At 41.1% G+C, this 18,773-nt stretch carries 20 protein-coding genes and 2 pseudogenes; 12 read left to right on the plus strand and 10 right to left on the minus strand.

Translation table 11 applies throughout. The annotated features are described in order from the left end of the window. Positions 1-68: 68 nt before the first annotated feature. Complete coding sequence (locus tag V5G28_RS35315) at positions 69-902, minus strand: DUF4351 domain-containing protein (protein WP_332997221.1); 834 nt, start codon at positions 900-902, stop codon at positions 69-71. Positions 903-1,003: 101 nt separating this feature from the next. On the opposite strand from V5G28_RS35315, the gene V5G28_RS35320 reads away from it, so the two are divergent. The 4 genes and pseudogenes from V5G28_RS35320 to iscB all read left to right on the plus strand — a co-directional run bounded on the left by V5G28_RS35320 (position 1,004) and on the right by iscB (position 5,568). Further along, positions 1,004-1,945: a phosphodiester glycosidase family protein gene (locus V5G28_RS35320; RefSeq protein WP_332997223.1), complete on the plus strand. Its 942-nt coding sequence runs from the start codon at positions 1,004-1,006 to the stop codon at positions 1,943-1,945. 148 nt (positions 1,946-2,093) lie between these two features. Then, a complete protein-coding gene (locus V5G28_RS35325) occupies positions 2,094-2,663 on the plus strand; it encodes a leucine zipper domain-containing protein (protein ID WP_332997225.1) in 570 nt (189 codons plus the stop codon). Positions 2,664-2,826: 163 nt separating this feature from the next. Beyond that, entirely contained in the window at positions 2,827-4,038 is a 1,212-nt protein-coding gene (locus V5G28_RS35330; protein ID WP_332997227.1) for an acyltransferase family protein, read from the plus strand. A 227-nt stretch (positions 4,039-4,265) separates the two neighbouring features. Continuing rightward, positions 4,266-5,568 (plus strand): annotated as a pseudogene (gene iscB / locus V5G28_RS35335) (RNA-guided endonuclease IscB). Between the two features lie 72 nt (positions 5,569-5,640). Here iscB and V5G28_RS36985 read toward each other — a convergent pair. The 7 genes and pseudogenes from V5G28_RS36985 to V5G28_RS35370 form a co-directional block, all read right to left on the minus strand. After that, positions 5,641-5,760: a hypothetical protein gene (locus V5G28_RS36985; protein WP_442994324.1), complete on the minus strand. Its 120-nt coding sequence runs from the start codon at positions 5,758-5,760 to the stop codon at positions 5,641-5,643. Positions 5,761-5,900: 140 nt separating this feature from the next. Next, positions 5,901-6,008, minus strand: a pseudogene (locus V5G28_RS36990) (type I restriction endonuclease); the annotation flags it as partial. Positions 6,009-6,193: 185 nt separating this feature from the next. Next, positions 6,194-7,372 (minus strand): RNA-guided endonuclease InsQ/TnpB family protein, encoded by a 1,179-nt coding sequence (locus tag V5G28_RS35350; protein ID WP_332997231.1) that lies wholly within the window; start codon positions 7,370-7,372, stop codon positions 6,194-6,196. A gap of 349 nt (positions 7,373-7,721) precedes the next feature. Next, positions 7,722-7,928: a hypothetical protein gene (locus V5G28_RS35355; protein ID WP_332997233.1), complete on the minus strand. Its 207-nt coding sequence runs from the start codon at positions 7,926-7,928 to the stop codon at positions 7,722-7,724. Between the two features lie 8 nt (positions 7,929-7,936). Then, positions 7,937-8,209, minus strand: a complete 273-nt coding sequence (locus V5G28_RS35360) for a hypothetical protein (protein ID WP_332997235.1) — start codon at positions 8,207-8,209, stop codon at positions 7,937-7,939. A gap of 167 nt (positions 8,210-8,376) precedes the next feature. Further along, positions 8,377-9,015: a type I restriction endonuclease subunit R gene (locus V5G28_RS35365; RefSeq protein ID WP_096562140.1), complete on the minus strand. Its 639-nt coding sequence runs from the start codon at positions 9,013-9,015 to the stop codon at positions 8,377-8,379. A 61-nt stretch (positions 9,016-9,076) separates the two neighbouring features. Further along, the gene (locus V5G28_RS35370) at positions 9,077-9,391 is read right to left on the minus strand and encodes a hypothetical protein (protein WP_332997237.1); all 315 of its coding nucleotides are present in this window, start codon (positions 9,389-9,391) and stop codon (positions 9,077-9,079) included. Between V5G28_RS35370 and V5G28_RS36995 the strand changes: the two genes are divergently transcribed. From V5G28_RS36995 to V5G28_RS35380, 3 genes are all read left to right on the plus strand, one after another. Further along, positions 9,323-9,478, plus strand: a complete 156-nt coding sequence (locus V5G28_RS36995; protein WP_442994325.1) for an IS1/IS1595 family N-terminal zinc-binding domain-containing protein — start codon at positions 9,323-9,325, stop codon at positions 9,476-9,478. The two genes, V5G28_RS35370 and V5G28_RS36995, sit on opposite strands and share 69 nt — an antisense overlap. Positions 9,479-9,539: 61 nt before the next feature. Next, on the plus strand, positions 9,540-9,929 hold the full coding sequence (locus tag V5G28_RS35375) for a DUF2358 domain-containing protein (RefSeq protein WP_332997239.1): 390 nt from the start codon (positions 9,540-9,542) through the stop codon (positions 9,927-9,929). Positions 9,930-9,972: 43 nt separating this feature from the next. Beyond that, complete coding sequence (locus tag V5G28_RS35380; protein ID WP_332997241.1) at positions 9,973-11,151, plus strand: TRC40/GET3/ArsA family transport-energizing ATPase; 1,179 nt, start codon at positions 9,973-9,975, stop codon at positions 11,149-11,151. A 157-nt stretch (positions 11,152-11,308) separates the two neighbouring features. Here V5G28_RS35380 and dnaN read toward each other — a convergent pair whose 3' ends face one another. Then, complete coding sequence (gene dnaN, locus V5G28_RS35385; protein WP_332997243.1) at positions 11,309-12,472, minus strand: DNA polymerase III subunit beta; 1,164 nt, start codon at positions 12,470-12,472, stop codon at positions 11,309-11,311. Between the two features lie 8 nt (positions 12,473-12,480). Between dnaN and V5G28_RS35390 the strand changes: the two genes are divergently transcribed. Then, entirely contained in the window at positions 12,481-12,663 is a 183-nt protein-coding gene (locus V5G28_RS35390) for a hypothetical protein (RefSeq protein WP_336231550.1), read from the plus strand. 200 nt (positions 12,664-12,863) lie between these two features. Here the strand turns inward: V5G28_RS35390 and dnaA are convergent, their stop codons facing one another. Continuing rightward, positions 12,864-14,237: a chromosomal replication initiator protein DnaA gene (gene dnaA, locus V5G28_RS35395; RefSeq protein WP_332997247.1), complete on the minus strand. Its 1,374-nt coding sequence runs from the start codon at positions 14,235-14,237 to the stop codon at positions 12,864-12,866. 177 nt (positions 14,238-14,414) lie between these two features. On the opposite strand from dnaA, the gene V5G28_RS35400 reads away from it, so the two are divergent. The 4 genes from V5G28_RS35400 (at position 14,415) to V5G28_RS35415 (ending at position 18,571) form a co-directional block, all read left to right on the plus strand. Next, positions 14,415-15,641 (plus strand): HhoA/HhoB/HtrA family serine endopeptidase, encoded by a 1,227-nt coding sequence (locus V5G28_RS35400; RefSeq protein ID WP_332997249.1) that lies wholly within the window; start codon positions 14,415-14,417, stop codon positions 15,639-15,641. A 93-nt stretch (positions 15,642-15,734) separates the two neighbouring features. Beyond that, a complete protein-coding gene (gene def / locus V5G28_RS35405) occupies positions 15,735-16,268 on the plus strand; it encodes a peptide deformylase (RefSeq protein ID WP_332997252.1) in 534 nt (177 codons plus the stop codon). 94 nt (positions 16,269-16,362) lie between these two features. Beyond that, positions 16,363-17,640, plus strand: a complete 1,278-nt coding sequence (locus tag V5G28_RS35410; RefSeq protein WP_332997254.1) for an HMA2 domain-containing protein — start codon at positions 16,363-16,365, stop codon at positions 17,638-17,640. Continuing rightward, a complete protein-coding gene (locus V5G28_RS35415) occupies positions 17,600-18,571 on the plus strand; it encodes an HMA2 domain-containing protein (RefSeq protein ID WP_332997256.1) in 972 nt (323 codons plus the stop codon). The genes V5G28_RS35410 and V5G28_RS35415 overlap by 41 nt, the downstream gene beginning before the upstream one ends. The last annotated feature ends 202 nt before the right edge of the window (positions 18,572-18,773 follow it).

Raw genomic sequence — 18,773 nt, forward strand, 5'->3', positions numbered from 1 at the left:
CAGAATAAAAATTTATCCTCCGTTACAGCATAACCGTAGCGGAGGTTTTGTATTTGGGATAATTTTGTTTATGAATGTTGGGTAGCCAACCAGTTGATTAAATCAGTTTCGCTGGAGAAATCTAAAAGCGCTTCTCCCAAATCCTCCAACTGAGGAACTGATAAGCTGCGAATCTGCTCTTGCAACTGAGGGGTAACAGGACCAATGCGGCGTGGAAGCTGACGCAAAATCAGTGCTAGCGCCTCTTGCTTCTTGCCTTTTTGCTCGCCCTTTTGAAGAATATCTTGATAAATTACAGATTCTTGCATAATTTCCTCTCGAAACAATTGTTGAATCAAATTTTTGTCAAACCGCAAACCTGCCAGGATTTGGGTACAAGCCGAGATATTCTGTCGCTCATCGTTTTCCTCAATCATACCGACACCAGCAGCGACTTGTTCTAATAATGTATTTGGGGAGTCGCTACGCGCCAAAGCTGCTAGTGGTAGGAGGGCGGGGTTAGCCAATAATGGTGTTGGGTCTTGCTCCCATATACGGATGACTCGATAGCGGTGTCTAGTGTTTGTATCCACGTACTCTTGCCTAAACACGATTTCTGAGGTTGTTTGCTGCAAAAAAATAACAACTTGCTCAATCTGGCAACCATATTCCCGCTTTAATCGCGTATAGTAATCCAACATCCGAAAATCCATAGCAGGATTAGATGTCGGTAGAGTTTGAAATTCCAAGTGCAGAATAGTATTAATAATTTGTAGAAAAGTGACAGAGTCAGCACGAATAGGTTCTAAACTGAGTTCTGTTTTGAGTATCTCAATCTCGGAGGTCTCAGTTGAAAGTAACCATTTGATAAAATCAGCCGGATATTGTTCGGCGAGATATTTACAGGTGTTGTCGTAGCTCAAGTTAGATTTGTTGTTTAAATAAAGGTTGACATGAGTTAATTATCATTGTCTCATTAACTGTTTATACTTACTGATAGTGAAAATCGGAAAATTATCTAACTATGTCTAAAAATAAATTCATCTGTTTATTGTCTACATTGATAAGCATACTTGTTTGTTTTGCCTGTAAACAGACTTATCAAACTTTAGCGAAAACACAAGTGACACAACAATGTCTGGGAAACAATACAAAGTTCAGTCTAGATTTTTTTAAAACTAATAATCAAGGTAAAAAAGATGGAAGAGGCATTAATCATGTCATTATCTTCAACCCCAAATCAGAAGAATTAGACTTCAAAGTCAATGTTGGTGTATCTCATCGACTTTATGCAAAAGACAATCAAAGTAAACTACGTCAAGAATATGTACCAAAATTATTTCATGAACTGATCACTGATGAAAACGCAAAATTAAACGGACAAACACCTATTGCAGCAATTAATGCTGATTACATAGATATAGATCATAAACCTCAAGGCTTGAATATTTCTCGGGGAATAGAATATTCAGGAGCTTTTAAGAATAAGCGTTCTTCCTTTGGTATATCAGCAGGTCAACCAAAGCAACGTCAGGCTAGCATCCAGGCAGGAAGAAGAAAGGATAATATTCTTAACTATAACTTAGTAGGTGGTAATGGTAGGTTTTATCGCAACGGCAAGTTTAAAGATATCTGTCAAGATTTAGGAGAACTTGCCTGTAAACAAGCAACCAATCGCTCTATGGTAGCTACTACTGATAAAGGCTATGTCATTTTGCTAGTTAACGACGCTAAAGCTAATTCCGATATTGAATTATCTCAGTTGAATCAAGAGCTTTTGCCAGATATGTTTGATAATGTCCTTGAAGGAATTGCTCACAATAATTGTTTGGGCAAGATTCAAGAGGGAATGTTATTTGATGGAGGTATGTCTCCTGGATTGTACTACAACAAAAAAATGTATGTAGAAAACTTAGGACCAATTGGTTCGGTATTTTTAATTTATAGGAAATCTCATAATAATTAATCAACAAATAGTATAGCTGTGAATTAATAATTTTAAATTATAGTAAGTACTTAAAAAACAGCTACGCCAAAAGAGAGACTTGTTGGTAAAGCAGGTCGCATTGCTGCCTGAAAAAGGTACGCTAGAAACTAAAGCAAAAAAAAAGACTATGACACCCTCTGAAATCGCGGATACGCTTAAAGAATTATTTGATGCAGCGTCTATCAATGCTATTACCCCTGGTTCTTGGCAAATAGAAACTGCAAATTTTCGGCTGCTGGTCATGCTTTCGGACGATGAAAGTTGGTTGCGTGTTTTGTTACCCATTATGCCAGCATCTGAGGCTCAACCGTTTATAGAACAGTTTTTAGAAGCAAACTTTGATGATACTCAGGAAGTACGGTACGCCTTGCAGCAAGGGGTTGTGTGGGGGGTGTTTCAGCATAACTGCAATAGTTTAGTCACAGAAGATTTTCGGGATGCGATCGCCCGACTTATTCTTCTCCATCGCACTGGCTTAGATAATGTCTTTAATCGACTGATTGAAAGACGCATTCGCCAAATTATACAGGCAGCAAAACAGCAAGGTCAATCCCTTCAAGCTACTATGCAAAACCTAGATCGCTTTTATGCAGAAGGATTGATGGGCGAGGTCAACCAAACTTCTCAGGCGCGTGAAGAAGTTCTCGCTGCATGGCGGTATCAGTTGGAGCGACTTTGGCCAGAAATAGAATCTTAAAGACTAACCCAACTTTACTACAAGAATGCCCTCCAAATTGTCTTTTAGAAAATCTCAGAGTATCAGCTTTTTTTGTCCTAAAAATTGAAAGTCATCACTTCACTGTTTTCTGAAAAAGTTAAAGCCCCTGGCTTTAGACATATTATATTAATTTTGAATTGTTATGACTCAATCTACAGAACAATCTAGCAACAAGCGAGTGCATCTTCACTACTTAGATGGCTTACGTGGACTGGCAGCATTATACGTCGTATTCTCTCACCTTTGGGAATTACAGGAAAATAATGTACCTAGCTTATGGCTTGTTGCTACCAAAATTTTCCGATATGGGCTGTTCAGTGTCTCAGTCTTTATTGTTCTTTCTGGATACTGTCTGATGCTGCCGGTGGTTCGCTCTCAAACAGGTCAGATTTCAGGAAGTTTGCTCTCTTACTTGAAGAAGCGATCGCGAAGAATTCTGCCGCCTTATTATGCTGCTCTTTTTACATCCATTATTGTTGGTTTAGTAATAACAATTTTGGTGAAATTCCAAATTTTCCCCTGGAATGATAATTTGTGGGGTCATTTTTCTCGTAATTTCACATTTGGTGATGTCTTTTATCACCTGTTACTCATTCACAATTTGACACCTGGAGATAAACTCTTTCATATCAACGGTCCATTGTGGAGCGTAGCCACAGAATGGCAGATATACTTCATTTTTCCTCTGGTATTACTGCCTATATGGCGGCGTTTGGGTTTATTTTCAGTTGTCATTATCGCCTTCATCTTAGGACTAACACCCCATTATTTACTACATGGATCGATAGACTTAGCGCATCCTTGGTATGTAGGTTTGTTTGCCTTAGGAATGGCTGCCGCAGACATAGGATTTTCTCAAAAGCAGTCAAAGATGCGAATGAGAAATTTGTTACCGTGGGGTTGGCTTGCCACAATATTTTTTGGGCTAGCATTGGTTGCTGACTCGCCAAAATATGGGATAGCAATAATGTGGATTACTGACAGTTTTGTTGGCTTGGCTACTGCCTGTTTGCTAATCTACTGTACTAATTGTGTGATTGATAGTAAACCAACACCTTTCGTCTTGCGAGTGTTTCAATCTCCTTGGGCAGTTGCTCTAGGTACATTCTCGTACAGTCTCTATCTGATTCACGTTGTAGTGATGACTCCAGTGAATCAGTATCTACACAGCTTACATCTTTCCCCTCTTCAAATAAATGTCATATTATATGTAGTAAGTCCCCTATCGTCTTTGCTAGTCGCATATTCATTTTACATAGTCTTTGAGCGACCGTTTATGTCCAATTTTTTACAAAAACGGAAAGTTAAAGATGCAATCATTTCAAGCTATTCACCAAACAGTGGACAAAGCTAGACATCTAGTTCTATCACTGGACAGATAGCCAGCCTAAGTCTTAAATGACTACGTTTTGAGGGTCACGACACCTACAGGTACTTTCCAGCCCGTAGCGCTGTCGTCAATCATTAAACATGTGTATTTGGTTAAGGAAGTGTGATTGACATAACAAGCCTTCAAAACATTGGCGTTAGCGAAGCGGAACCTCTTAGGTTCGGAAAACATTACCCGAAAGGAGGCTCTTTATGAGCAAAGTATTCGTACTTGACACAGATAAAAGACCACTAAATCCAATTCATCCAGCTACAGCAAGACAGCTTTTGAGAAATCAAAAAGCAGCAGTGTTGAGAAAATTCCCGTTCACAATCATTCTTAAAGAATCATGTCCAGAAATACCAACACAACCATTAAGAATCAAGATTGATCCAGGTTCAAAAACTACAGGGATAGCTATAGTAAACGATATCACTGGTGTTGTTGTCTTTGCAGCAGAACTTCAAGATAGAGGTTTTGCGATCAGAGAATCTTTAACTTTTCGTAGACAGTTGCGTAGAAGTAGGAGAACAAGAAAAACGCGGTATCGTCAACCTCGGTTTAATAATAGAAAACGTCCAGATGGATGGCTACCACCAAGTCTAATGAGTCGTGTTTACAATATTGAAACATGGGTGAAACGACTAGTTAAACTTGCGCCAATCACGTCTATTTCTCAAGAGTTAGTTAGGTTTGACACACAGTTGATGCAAAATCCTGCCATTCAAGGCAAGGAATATCAACAAGGTACGATTCAGGGATATGAGACTCGTGAGTATTTACTAGAAAAGTTTGGTAGAAAGTGTGCATACTGTGACAAGCAAGACTTACCCTTACAGATCGAACACATTCATCCGCGATAATATCGGAGGTTCAAATAGAATCTCAAATCTGACATTAAGTTGTGAAAAATGCAACATCAAGAAGGGGACTAAAGACATTAAAGATTTCCTTAAAAAAGATCCTGAACGCTTGAAAAAAATTGAAGCACAAGCTAAAAAACCTCTTGTCGATACTACGGCAGTTAACTCAACTAGATTCAAGTTACTTGAAGTATTAAAATCTACTGGTTTGCCAGTAGAAACAGGTAGCGGTGGGTTAACAAAGTTCAATAGAACAAAACTAGCATTACCCAAGACTCACTACTTTGATGCCGCGTGTGTTGGTTTATCAACGTCGAACAAGCTAGTTATTAAAGGCATGAAACCTTTAATAATAAAAGCTACTGGGCATGGCTACCGACAAATGGCTGTAACCGATAAATTTGGTTTCCCTAAAAGCCACAAAACTAATAGTAAGTTTCATTTTGGATTTAGGACGGGCGATATTGTTAAAGCAGATGTCCCCAAAGGGAAAAATGCAGGTATTCATATAGGTAGAGTTTCCACCCGTAAGACTGGTCAATTTGACATAAACACTGGCTCAAAAACCTTGCAAATCATCAATCATAAGTACTGCATGGTATTACAACGTCATGATGGTTATTTGTATTCGTTGTCCAATGTTGTCCACTAAATCTCCGATGAGAGGTGATCCGATCGCTAAATAGTCTAGATTGACGGCATTCCGAAGCCATTCAACACTCTGTCAAAATTTATTATCCGTCAAAAACGCCCGAAACCGCATGAGTAGGGGAGTACCCGTGAAGCCGATAAAGGCTGCGTTGGGTAATGCGGTTCGCATATTTCCGGCAAAGCTGGAGAGCATGACGATGCCGTTGTACCAGAACAGTTGGGGGATTTCTTTTCGGTAGTCGCAGAAGTTGTTTTGGTAGGCAATTCGACTCGTTCCCTAGAGGCTTTGAGTTCGATGAAAATGAGGGGAATGCCGTTAACAAAACCGATTAAGTCGGTGCGTCGGGTGTACATTTCCCCGGCAATCCAGAATTGGGAGGCGAGGAAGAAGTCGTTGTTGGTGGGGGGTTGCCAGTCGATGACGGTGACGTTTTCGGTAATGTCTTCGCCGTCGTCGTTGCGGTAGGTGACTTTTACTGCTCTAAAAAACTTACCTAAACCTAGTTAAACTGGATTTAGCGTTTTCTTCCCGCTTCAACCAAGGGAGTCGGCTCCACGCCAGTCGCCTCAACGGGGGGAACCCCCGCACGGCGCTGGCTCTTCTTGTCAACGGGCGTAAATTCCGCTCAAGCCAAGCGTATTTTATTTGGTGGGGCATTTTCAAGATTAATGGATGCATTTTCATCACGGTCTTGAGAATGCCCACATTTTTTGCAATGAAATACACGGTCAGAAAGTTTCATATCTTGAATATGACCACAACAGGAACAAGTTTTAGAGCTAGGATACCAACGGTCTACAAGTTCTACTTTTGTTCCATAATGAGCCTGCTTGTAAACAAGCTGACGACGTATTTCATAAAAACAGTTATTACTAACCGCCGCCGCCAATTTACTATTTGCAATCATGCCGGATACGTTAAGATCCTCTATCCGAATATTGTATGCTTTGCGACTCAAATCAGTAGTGATCTTCTGCGTTACATCTTGACGAATATTAGAGATGCGTAGGTGCTGGCGAGACAATCTGACGTAGTATTTTTTAGCTTTGTTAGAGGGGAAAATTTGAAGTTTTTTATTACCTAAAACTTTGTTACGATTATGCCACTGGAGCTTACCGAGCTTGCTTTTCGCCCGAATTGTGGTAAGAGGCATATCGTACTTGCTGCCATCACTAACAGTCGCTAAGCATTTGACTCCCAAATCTACCCCTACTCTTTGAGTAGGGTGAATGATGGGAGGTATCTTCTGTGCGCCCAAAACGAAAGAAACGAACCATTTATCCGCAGTTCTCGAAACCGTAAAAGTTTGAGAACTACAGATAAAATTGATTCGCTCTTTAAGTCTAAATGTTTTTAATCCAGGCAGTTTAATATGCTTCCCGGCAAGAATTGTCACTCGATTAGTGAAAGGAAGAGGAGGTTTACCTTTTTCTGGATATACCCCTGCTGTTTTATAAACAGTAAAGGAATCTCCTGTTTTCTTCGATTTTTTCTTTGGGAATTGTGCTAATCCTTCTCGCCACCGAGAAACAGCGTTCTTCAAGTCAATAAATGCAGACTGATAAATAGTTGACGGATATTTTTTCATCCAACTATTTTCAGGTTTTTGTATCGTGACTTGAGTAAATACTTTCTTGATGGCGTCTATTCGTTTAGAATCGCTAGCCTTTACTTGTGTAAATTGCCAGCTAACAACCAATAAGTCTAAACCAAAGTTGTAGACTAGTCTCTTAAATCCAGCCATGCCGCGCATTTGAGAGATTTCTTTGTTATTTAGTTTTAGCTCTCTTTTTATGGCGTACATAGCTAAACTTATTTCAAATCATCCAATTATACGAAGTTGCCAAAGTTCGTATTGTTTGGAGTTAAGCTCCTACTGGACTGCCTTCAAAGCAAATAATACGACCAAAGACAACTTGGTATTATATCAGATTCCTTGCACGGATCTATACCATCAACTATTTTCTTTACAATTCCCCTACTTTCTACAGGAAAAACTTCCCCATACTAAAGAAGTATAAGTAAGTTTAGCAAAGTTTTTCGCTATTTAATTTTGCTCTATCTTTGAGGCGATCGTAAATTTCCCGGTTGGCGTTGGCAAGGGTGAGGGCGCTTCTGTCGCGGGTAAGTTCTTCAACAGCAAGGGTGATGGCTTATTTGGGGAGGTGGGGGTTAAGTTTTTCTAGGGCTGGACGCAGTTTGGAGATTAGCACTACCTCGCTTCTGGTTTCTCGCCCTAATCTAGTGGTTCCGCTATTCCATTCGTTGTAGCAGTTGGCGGTGGTGTAGCTGAGTTGTTGAAATAGGGCGATGATTTCGAGTTCTAATGCTTCTTCTGAGTCGGGGTGAGGTGGGGTCATGGGTTTAATTACAACTCTCGAATAATTGCATCTGGGAATAGTTTCAGAAATGCTTCGTTAATTAGCGACTTCTCGAATTCAGTAAGTTTATTTGTGCAACTTTCTTCTACTTTTTTCCTAGCTGGAGTTGCATAGAAGCTTAGTTTGACATTATTGGCATCTAACAGTTGTAATTTTCTTGCGTAAGGAATCCTATCTAACCTAGCTCTTACCATCGGGTCAAGTTTTTCTCTTAATTCCTGGTTTCTCTTTGCACCACCTCCACCTCGTATTCTTAGCATTTAAAAATCCTCCTTGATGATGACAATTCTCTCCGTTTCAGGCATTCTCTAAATCTGACAAAAGTTCTTCTTCGTAAGGTCAATCATGGCGACTTCATAACGATGTAAATTAAGGAGAGTTGATTAGGAGTTGGTGTGACATAGTGTTTACTTTTAAATTACTTAGCTCAGGTTTGCAGCATTATTTGCCTAATTCCTTTAAGAACACCCATAATGTCATAAAGTTGATTGCGGTGGGGGAGAAGCAGGGAGAAAATATTGGATAAGTCGTATTGAGGGTTATCTTGAATCAAGAGTTTAATAAATTGGAATTCATCGCCGTTTGTGATTAATCCATAGACGGGGCGTTCTCGGTTGGGGTTCCCCATCATGTAAGTGAGGGCTTGGGGTAAGGCGATGGAGAAGGCGATGGTTGATTTGGATTCGACAACTAATACCCAGAGTTGCTGTTGAATAATCAGGGTATCGATGCGTCCTCGCAGCAGTTCGTCTCTGTCTTCTAGAAGGAGTTCGACTTCGGGTTCTGTGGTAACAAAGAAGGGTTCGTCGTATAAACTGGCTAGGGTTAATAAGGGGGAGATGACTAAATGATTGATTGTTCCTTCTGCTAAGGAACCGCGTTCTCTATGGCGCAAAAATCGGTTTCTAATTTGGTCTAATGTGGCTATTTCAGAGTCGGTTAGTTTGGGTAAGTCTTGCGTAAACTCTGAGGAGAATTGCTCATTGGTTGTTGGAGTCAGATTGAATCTTTCCCGGAGGTCAAGTAAGCTGGTGATTGTTTTTGATATAGGTTTTGTCTGTACCATTTTTATCCTAGCTTTGTAAGTTGATGTTACGATTTTAAGCTTGATTAGGGAGAGTTGGAGTTTAAGGTGCTATTTCTCCGGTGTTGATTTCGAGGTTTTCTACGTCGATTTCGCGTGAGATGAGTTTAGGGAGGAGTAAGTCGCGGGTTTGGCAAAGGTTGATGTTCTTTGAGTAAAGTGATTGTTTCAATTTCAAAACATCATTAATTATTTTGCCGAATTTATTAATCCAGTCAGGACTAGGATAAAGAATTTTGATGTTTCTCTGATTGGTGATACTTATAAATTTTCGGGTTGATTGCTCAGATTGCCCATCGCAATCATCACATCCACCGCTCCCCATATCCGTAAGAATGGTCGCAAAAGAGGTAAGCAAAACTACATCTGTGTCAACTGCATTGATTTAAGCTGCAACGGTCAGACTCATGCTAAACCGTCTCACTTCTTAAGATTTACTTTATAAATCACCTGTTAAAGGTAATCTCAAAATTAGGGAGTTATTAAACTAAGTTGTACGTTTACCTATGGACATCATTCAAATTCTTCAGCAGGACTATCAAAGATTTCCAGAGAATCAGACATATAGCATCTACGCTCAAGACGTTTATTTTCAAGACCCGCTCAACAAATTTCGTGGTGTTGAGCGCTACAAGCAGATGATTAAATTCATCAAGACTGTGTTTTTAAATACCAAAATGGACTTGCATGAGATTAATCGTGTAGGAGACACAATCAAAACTGAGTGGACACTCAGCTGGAATACCCCCCTTCCTTGGAAACCACGCATTTCTATCTCTGGCTCGAGTGAATTGCGCCTCAACACTCAAGGTTTGATTGTTTCCCACATAGATTATTGGCATTGTTCCCGCCTAGATGTGCTCAAACAGCATTTATTCTCCTTAAAAAGTCCATAATGTAAATAAGTGTAAATAATTCTCAGCTAGGACAAAACCATCGATGCGCGTAATTTTAATGACAGGCAAAGGCGGTGTGGGAAAAACCTCCGTAGCCGCCGCCACTGGACTCCGTTGTGCAGAACTGGGTTATCGTACACTTGTTTTGAGTACAGATCCAGCTCACTCTCTAGCAGACAGTTTTGACCTAGAACTGGGACACGCACCGAAACAAATTCGCCCCAATTTGTGGGGTGCGGAACTGGATGCACTACTAGAACTAGAGGGAAACTGGGGTTCTGTAAAGCGCTACATCACCCAAGTTTTACAAGCACGCGGTTTAGACGGAGTGCAGGCGGAAGAATTGGCTATTCTACCAGGCATGGATGAGATTTTCGGCTTGGTAAGAATGAAACGCCATTACGATGAAGGGGAGTATGACGTTTTGATTATTGACTCAGCTCCTACCGGCACAGCCCTGCGTCTGTTGAGTTTACCAGAAGTTAGTGGCTGGTATATGCGCCGTTTTTACAAACCTTTTCAAAATATTTCTGTAGCACTTAGACCTTTAGTTGAACCTTTTTTTAAACCAATTGCTGGGTTCTCTTTACCAGACAAAGAGGTGATGGACGCACCTTACGAGTTTTATCAACAAATTGAAGCTCTGGAAAAAGTATTAACAGATAACACTCAAACCTCGGTGCGCCTCGTCACCAACCCGGAAAAGATGGTGATTAAAGAGTCTCTTCGCGCCCATGCATATCTAAGTTTGTATAACGTTGCCACGGATTTAGTCGTCGCAAATCGCATTATTCCCGAAGCTGTGCAAGACCCTTTTTTCCAGCGTTGGAAAGAGAATCAACAGCAGTATCGCCACGAAATTCATGAAAACTTTCATCCTCTACCTGTTAAGGAAGTTCCGCTTTTCTCTGAGGAAATGTGTGGTTTGGATGCCTTAGAACGTCTTAAGGACACGCTGTATAAGGATGAAGACCCAACTCAGGTTTATTACAAAGAAAACACAATTAGAGTTGTGCAAGAGAACAATCAATACAGCTTGGAATTATACTTACCTGGCATTCCTAAAAACCAGGTTCAATTAAGTAAAACCGGAGATGAGTTAAACATTACTATTGGTAATCACCGCCGAAATTTGGTTTTGCCACAAGCTTTGGCAGCCCTCCAACCCGCAGGAGCAAAAATGGAAGAAGACTATCTCAAAATTCGTTTTGCTGCGGTGTGAAAATGAGTTAGAGTTCAAGGTTGGAATTATGAATTATGAATGATAAAAACTTCATAATTCATAATTTATATTCTTATTTGAGATGAACCGCTTTACGCCTCATAACCTATGTAATGAAAGTGCATGCACTTTCATTACACCCATAGAATTATCACTTCTAATTTCTCAGTTGAACAGGCATAGCTAAATAAGTCATCTTCAAACCACCGAGTGGCGTGAAAATCACTGGAGTCAAGTTTCCATTTAGCTGCATTTTAATTTCAGTAGAGGGTAACTCTTTTAAGCCTTCCATCAAATACTTAATATTGAAGGCAATATCTATATCTTCTCCCAATATCTGTGCTGGCATTAACTCTCTTCCATTACCAACATCTTGAGCTTCACAGGATATAGTAATTTCCTGCGCGTCGCTGTCTACGCTAACCTTAACGACATTATTTTTTTGATCTGCAAACACACTAATCCGCTCTAGAGCGCTCAAAAATTGTTTCCTATCTAAAATCAATTCCCGTTGAAATTGTCGAGGGATAAGTTGATGGTAAGCTGGATACTGTCCTTCAAGAGTGCGGCTTGTCAAACGTTGATTTTGCCACTCAAAAACAACTTGACCTTGGTCAAAATACAACGCTACAGGTTCATTTTGTGAGTTATTATGAGTCAGCATCCGTGCAAGTTCTCTTAAAGCTCTGGCTGGTACTGTCACTTCTAACTGAGTTTCAGTGTTTGTATCTGGACTTTCGTTAGTCGTTTGCACAACTGCTAGGCGATGTCCGTCGGTTGCTGCAAACTCAAGTGTGTCTTGTTGAAGTGTTAAATGCACTCCAGTGAGAACCTGTTTCGTTTCATCTGCACTAGTTGCAAACAGAGAACCTCGCAAGCCCTCAATTAATGTACCAGCAGGAATGTGTAGCGCTTGAGCATTTTCGATAACAGGGAGTTCTGGAAACTCTTCTGCTCCCATTGCTCGTACTTGATAACGCCCACTCTTGGGTGTCAGTGTAACAATTGAGCCTTCCCCGCCTAAGGTGTCACCTGTAGCTGATTCGTCTTCTAGAGTGATTTCACCCTCTGGAAGACGAGCAGTAATATCATTGAGCAGTTTAGCGGGAATCGCAATTGTTCCAGAGTGCAACACCTCAGCGCTAAAACTAGTGCGGATACCCAAACTGAGGTCAAAGGCTGTTAAGCTGACTTGGTTATTTTCAGCATCCGCTTGTAACAGAACATTAGCAAGTACCGGATGCGTTGGGCGTGAAGGTACAGCACGGCTTGTGAGTGAGAGATGAGTACTGAGGTCGCTTTGGGTGCAAACTAATTTCATGGTGAACTTTGGCTTCTGTGTTGGATATGTTAGCACCACTCAGATGGGTGTTGGGTAGTTCATTAGTCGCACCTGTGGAAATTGTGGAAAACTTAGATGCAGGTCTATTTGAAAGATTCTTTCGCAAGTCCTCACCTGTGGAAAACTTGTGGAAAAGCCGAGGGTATTTTCCACAGAGTATTTATACTTAAATAAAGTTTTCCACTATAACTCTCAAGTTTTCCACAGATTTATTGGGAGTTTTCCACAAAAAATAAAAAAACTTTCACTTATGTAATCTTATCTTAAAGGTTTTTTAGAGTTAGCTTAACATTAGAAATTATTTGTTGCTTGTGGAAAACTCAATATTTTGTTTCTCTATTTCCCGATAACTAAACACCCCTTTTTAAGGTTAATATGATTTTTTGGGACGGCTAGCCATGTTAATGCGATCGCTCAATTGGCGCAGCGTTTGTGCCAAATTTTGATCTGTTTGTTGCAGTTGAGTAATTTTTTCACAGCTGTACATCACAGTTGTATGGTCTTTCCCACCAAATTCTTCTCCTATTCTAGGCAAACTCAGATCCGTGTGTTTCCGCATAAGATACATTGCGATTTGACGCGCCCAGCTAATCTCTCGTCGCCGTGAATTGCCTTTAAGGTCTTCTATTGGTACATCAAAAACTTCAGCTATCACTGTTAAAATTCCTTCTGGTGTAGCTTCTCCCTTCTGGGTTGGCGGTTCTAAAATGGGTGCAAGATTTTCCACCGTCATCGGTAGACCCCAAATAGAAATATACGCTAGCGCTCGAATCAATGCTCCTTCCAACTCTCGAATATTAGAAGTGTAGTGAGAAGCAATATACTCAACGACATCCCTGGGGAGACGAATATTTTCATACTCAGCTTTTTTTTGTAAAATCGCCATTCTCGTTTCTAAATCGGGCGGCTGAATATCAGCAATTAACCCCATAGAAAATCGAGAACACAGACGTTCTTGCAACTGAGGAATCTGGTTGGGAGGGCGGTCAGAAGCTAAGACGACTTGCTTGCCTGCTTCATGTAAAGTATTAAAAGTATGGAAAAATTCTTCTTGGGTATATTCCTTACCCTCAATAAACTGAATATCATCCACTAAAAGGACATCAGCAGCACGGTAATGCTCACGGAAACTTTGCATACTGTCCTTGCGGATAGCAGTAATTAAATCATTAGTAAATTGCTCAGTAGAGACGTAAAATATTCTTGACTCTGGACAAATTTCCAATCGATAGTGACCGATCGCCTGCATAAGGTGAGTTTTCCCTAAACCGACGCCACCACACAAGAATAAGGGATTAAACTCTCTACCAGGATATTCAGCAACTGCTAACGAAGCAGCGTGAGCCATACGATTGTTAGCACCGACTACGAATCGCGAGAAAACATACTTGGGGTTTAATTCTGGAGTTTTTAGTCCGTTTTGAGGAAGCGTTTCTGGAATACTGGTTTGATCCGGGAATCGAGAAGAAACTTCTTCACTGACAGGAGATTCATCATTGGTAACAGTTATATAAATATCTACCGGATAACCAAGAATATCTTGTACGACATGAGCGATCGTTTTTATGTAATATTTCTGTAACCAATTGCGAGCAAATGGGTTGGGAGTGCAAATCACCAAACAATTATTTTCCAATCGCTGTGCACTCGCAGTTTTAATCCAAGTTTCAAAGGTGGGACGGGATAGCTCTAATTGTAAGCGCTCTAGTACCTGACTCCACAGATTTTCTATGGCTATTTCCATGATTTACCACCAATGCGAGTGCGATCGTCACAATAATTGAAGAGATGGGCAAGCGCCAATCGGAGCAAACTATCCTCGCGCACCACCTAATAAGCTTTTGAGTTGTCATCATTCTTGGACTTCCCCCGGTAGCCAAGATTCTAACACCCACTGATTCATACGGAGAAGCAAAGACACATGAAAACAAAAGACCATGGTTTTCAGCCTAAAAATATTGTTGCAGGGGGTTTGCCCCATCTGGTCATACTCCTAAGTAGTGTAGCAGTGATATCTATTGGGGGTTGTTCCATACCTGCTGCTAAGCTGGATGCGGGAAAATCAGATGCTCAGCTTCAAACACCTGTCAAAAGGACAATTGATACCACCTCCACAAATGTGTCCATCGTCCCATCGTCCAATAATCCTAACTTCGTTGTTGGAGTTGTCCAAAAAGTTGGACCTGCAGTTGTTCGTATTGATGCTGCTAGAACAGTAGTTTCTCGGGTGCCAGAAGATTTTGACGATCCATTTTTCCAACGGTTTTTTGGCTCGCAACCTAGAGAAAGAGTAGAACAAGGTAGCGGTTCTGGGTTCATTATTAACTCAAGTGGTCAAATTTTAACGAATTCCCATGTCGTGAACGGTGCTGATATTGTCAAGGTAAAACTCAAAGATGGTCGCTCTTTTGACGGACGTGTCATGGGTGAAGACCCGGTGACGGATGTTGCTGTGATTAAAATAGAAGCAAATAACTTGCCAACTGTTTCTTTGGGTAACTCTGAAGTTTTGCAACCAGGGGAAGCGGTGATTGCCATTGGTAATCCTCTTGGTTTGGATTATACTGTGACATCTGGTATTATCAGCGCTATAGGTCGTTCTAGCAGTGACATCGGTGTTACTGACAAGCGTGTTGATTTCATTCAAACCGATGCTGCTATTAATCCTGGTAACTCTGGGGGACCACTGCTGAATGCTCGTGGAGATGTCATCGCTATGAATACTGCAATCATTCGCGGCGCTCAAGGCTTGGGATTTGCTATTCCTATTAGTACGGCACAGAAGATTGCTCAGGAATTAATAGCAAAAGGTAGAGTAGAACATCCTTATTTAGGTATTCAAATGGTGACTTTGAATCCAGAAGTTAAGGAAAAAGTTAAGTCTAGATTAGGAATTAATTTGGCAACAGATAAGGGAGTTTTATTAGTTGATGTTGTGCCGCGTTCTCCGGCAGCCTCCGCTGGACTGAAAGAAGGTGATGTGATTCAAAGCATTGAAAACCAGTCAGTCTCTACAATAGAAGAAGTACAAAAAATAGTCGAAAATAGTAAAATTGGTTTTCCTGTAAAATTACAAGTATTACGCAATGGACAAACAACACAAATAGCAGTTAAACCTGCACCTTTACCAGTTAGGCGTCGAAGTTAAATTATTATAAATTATGAAATATGAATTATAAATTAAAAATTATTCTAATTTATAATTCATAAATTTTACCTATACGTAGGAGTTTTGATTTCTATGGGTGAATTGTTACCAATAATTCAATTAGGCGATCCAATACTGCGGCAAAAAGCTACAATGGTAGAAAATATCAATGATGAGCGTATTCAGAAACTCATTGACGACTTAACCGCGACAGTTGCTCAGGCTAACGGTGTTGGTATTGCTGCACCTCAAGTTGCCCAATCCTGTCGTTTATTTATCGTTGCCTCTCGCCCTAATCCCAGGTATCCCAACGCTCCGTCCATGGAACCAACTGCAATGATGAATCCCAAAATCCTTGCTTCTTCAACGGAGATAGTTAAAGGTTGGGAAGGTTGTTTGTCTATTCCTGGGATTAGAGGATTAGTTCCAAGATCGCAAGCAATTGAAGTAGAATATACAGACCGAAATGGTAAACTACAAAAGCAAGAATTTAGTGATTTTGTAGCTCGTATATTTCAACACGAGTATGACCATCTCGACGGTATCGTCTTTTTAGATAGGCTAGAAAGTACTTTGGACATAATCACAGAGCAAGAATATCAGAAAAGAGTGATTAACAACACTTAAGTATTAATAATTCTAAAGAGTGATAAATTGCCTGGAATTTTAAGTTACATTTAACCTATTGTTAACCATCTGGCTTGACGCAGTTATCGGGTAAATGACCAAAACTCTCAGTAGTCGCGAGAGATTAAGTCCTCGGGAGCAAAAGCTTGTCGATTTAATCTCAGATCACCAACAAGATCATCAACAAAGCGATGAATCAAGTGAAACTACCAGCAAATCTGTTGCAGAATCAGTTGCACAATCAACTGTGCAACCACCTGTAGGTGGATTGCATATTGTTCATGCAACAGCAGGGCGCGTCCGAATCCGTGCTACTGACGGTAGTCATAACTCGAAACTTGAAACCATCAGTCAAAATTTAAGAAAGCAAGATGGGGTGAGGGAAGTATCCGTTAATGATCAAACCGGCAGTTTAGTCGTTAACTTTGATGAAAATAAACTGTCCTTGCCCCAGATGTTGGAGAGACTCCAGCAATTTGACATACACCAATTGGCAGCTTCGGATCAAGCAGAAAGCAAACAAGACCCTTTTGCTGCATGGAAATCTGCTGATTTTTGGAAAGAGCAGGGCATTTCGTTTATTCCCATGTTTACAGGATTAGCAGTCACTGGGGGATTGGGAATCAGCGGTTTGCCATCGATTCCGGTTTACATGATTACGGCAAATGCAACTCGTCGGGTCATTGACTCTCTTAAGCCTCAAGTTGCAGCATCACAAATCAAGAAAAATTCTCAAAAAGCTTCGGAAACAAAACCCAATAAAACTGACCAACCTTCATCATCAAAAGTGCAGCAAACATTTCCCATCAAAACTGAAAAGTCAACAAATGTTGTTGACAAGGTTAACGACGTAGCAGCAGAGCGTGGAAAAATTGCTTATAGCGTTGTTCATGCCATTCCAGGACGTATCAGGTTTAATGTGCCGCGAGTTGTCCGTGATCGCGCTTATGCGCGGCGACTTGAGAGGTTACTGAAAACCGATTCTAAAGTGACAAGCGTGCGTGTGAATTGCGATGCAGCATCAATTGCGATCGCCCACAAAGCAGGTGAGATACCAGTGTCCTATTGGGTTGGTTTGATGGAGTTGGCTGACAAAACAATCCCTGAAACAACACCTGTAAACACAACACCTGTAAACACAACAACAGAGCAACCGCTTCCACCAAATCAGCTTGTAGAACCAGCAGGATCAACAACAGCACAACAGCAACCAATCGAAACAGCCAGTATATGGTCTGATTTCAAGACTCCGGCTCTTTCTACGGCTCTATCGTTTCTGGCGAACTTTCCGTTAGACTCAGTTCCCGACTCAGGAACATTGGAGGACAAAAATGGCTGGTTCAACCTCGCAATTAACACTGCACTCAAGTAAGAAGTCTCAGGAAATAGAAATAGTAGACGAAGAGACTCATTCTCCAATAGCAAAGCCACACTCTGCGGTTTATTACAGCATTACCCATGCACTTCCAACCAGAGTAGGATTTTGCATTCCTCGGATATCCGAAGATCGAGAATATGTGCAGCGCTTGCAGAATTTGCTCGCTTGTGTGCCTTGGATAATCACTCAGCAAATCAATTACATGGCAGGGTCTATTGTCATTACTTACAAATCTGGTATTATGTCAGATTCTGAGATTCGTCTGTATTTGGCTAATCTGATTCAATCTGCTAGCAACCCAGAAGAGACAATGCCAGCAACCGAAAAGCCAGTGACTTCATCCTCTGCATCTCAAAGATCTGCTCGTAAGAGTGTTGTACAAGAAAAAGAGAATGGTTATGAAACTGTGAGTGCGGGCGTCTCGTCTGATCCCCGATCAGTTGGGATGGGAGTATCCTTGCAATCCAAATCAGAGAGGGCGGGAGTATCCCTAGGATTGGAATTAAAAGGGGCGGGCAAGATGCTCCGAAGTTTGCTCAACGGGGGGAACCCCCGCACGCAACTTCTCTCCACCCCACAAGACCAGTTCAATCATGATGTTGGCAAAACTCATCAAACAGTAAAGCAACCAGCAACAGTGACGTATAGCATTGCTCATGCAATTCCAGGTCGAGTGCGTTTTCGCGTGCCTCGAATAGCTAAAGACTCAAAATACGTTCAACGGTTGGAGGCGTTGCTCAAAGCAGATCCTGTTGTCACTGGCGAGCGCGTTAATAACGCGGCAGCTTCAATTGTGATTACCTACAAGTCTGGAGCAATGCTCAATTCCCAAAAGCGTTCTTTGAGCCTTTTGGAACAAGCCGTATCATATCTATCGAGTCTGATTCAATCTGCTGCTGGGGATACTGTTGTTGCCATAAATTAACCAGAAGATAGGCAAGCCGTCGCTTGAAAGTAGGATGTATGGGTGTCACTTTAACAGTGAACAGTGAACAGTAAACAGTTATCAGTATTTTCAGTTATCAGTGACCAGTTATCACGTACCAGCGGGTTCCTCACTGCGGCTGGTAACTGTTCACTGTTTACTGATTCGTCCCCCACCCCCTTAATACACCCTATCTGTGTCT

The organism is Scytonema sp. PRP1 (assembly GCF_036697665.2).
Taxonomy (GTDB): Bacteria; Cyanobacteriota; Cyanobacteriia; order Cyanobacteriales; family Nostocaceae; genus Kalymmatonema; species Kalymmatonema gypsitolerans.

Bases quoted from the DNA above. Each gene is read 5' to 3' on its own strand.
- V5G28_RS35320 (WP_332997223.1), top strand. From the start codon at position 1,004: ATGTCTAAAAATAAATTCATCTGTTTATTGTCTACATTGATAAGCATA.
- V5G28_RS35325 (WP_332997225.1), top strand. From the start codon at position 2,094: ATGACACCCTCTGAAATCGCGGATACGCTTAAAGAATTATTTGATGCA.
- V5G28_RS35330 (WP_332997227.1), top strand. From the start codon at position 2,827: ATGACTCAATCTACAGAACAATCTAGCAACAAGCGAGTGCATCTTCAC.
- V5G28_RS36985 (WP_442994324.1), bottom strand. From the start codon at position 5,760: ATGCTCTCCAGCTTTGCCGGAAATATGCGAACCGCATTACCCAACGCA.
- V5G28_RS35350 (WP_332997231.1), bottom strand. From the start codon at position 7,372: ATGTACGCCATAAAAAGAGAGCTAAAACTAAATAACAAAGAAATCTCT.
- V5G28_RS35355 (WP_332997233.1), bottom strand. From the start codon at position 7,928: ATGACCCCACCTCACCCCGACTCAGAAGAAGCATTAGAACTCGAAATC.
- V5G28_RS35360 (WP_332997235.1), bottom strand. From the start codon at position 8,209: ATGCTAAGAATACGAGGTGGAGGTGGTGCAAAGAGAAACCAGGAATTA.
- V5G28_RS35365 (WP_096562140.1), bottom strand. From the start codon at position 9,015: ATGGTACAGACAAAACCTATATCAAAAACAATCACCAGCTTACTTGAC.
- V5G28_RS35375 (WP_332997239.1), top strand. From the start codon at position 9,540: ATGGACATCATTCAAATTCTTCAGCAGGACTATCAAAGATTTCCAGAG.
- V5G28_RS35380 (WP_332997241.1), top strand. From the start codon at position 9,973: ATGCGCGTAATTTTAATGACAGGCAAAGGCGGTGTGGGAAAAACCTCC.
- dnaN (WP_332997243.1), bottom strand. From the start codon at position 12,472: ATGAAATTAGTTTGCACCCAAAGCGACCTCAGTACTCATCTCTCACTC.
- dnaA (WP_332997247.1), bottom strand. From the start codon at position 14,237: ATGGAAATAGCCATAGAAAATCTGTGGAGTCAGGTACTAGAGCGCTTA.
- V5G28_RS35400 (WP_332997249.1), top strand. From the start codon at position 14,415: ATGAAAACAAAAGACCATGGTTTTCAGCCTAAAAATATTGTTGCAGGG.
- def (WP_332997252.1), top strand. From the start codon at position 15,735: ATGGGTGAATTGTTACCAATAATTCAATTAGGCGATCCAATACTGCGG.
- V5G28_RS35410 (WP_332997254.1), top strand. From the start codon at position 16,363: ATGACCAAAACTCTCAGTAGTCGCGAGAGATTAAGTCCTCGGGAGCAA.
- V5G28_RS35415 (WP_332997256.1), top strand. From the start codon at position 17,600: ATGGCTGGTTCAACCTCGCAATTAACACTGCACTCAAGTAAGAAGTCT.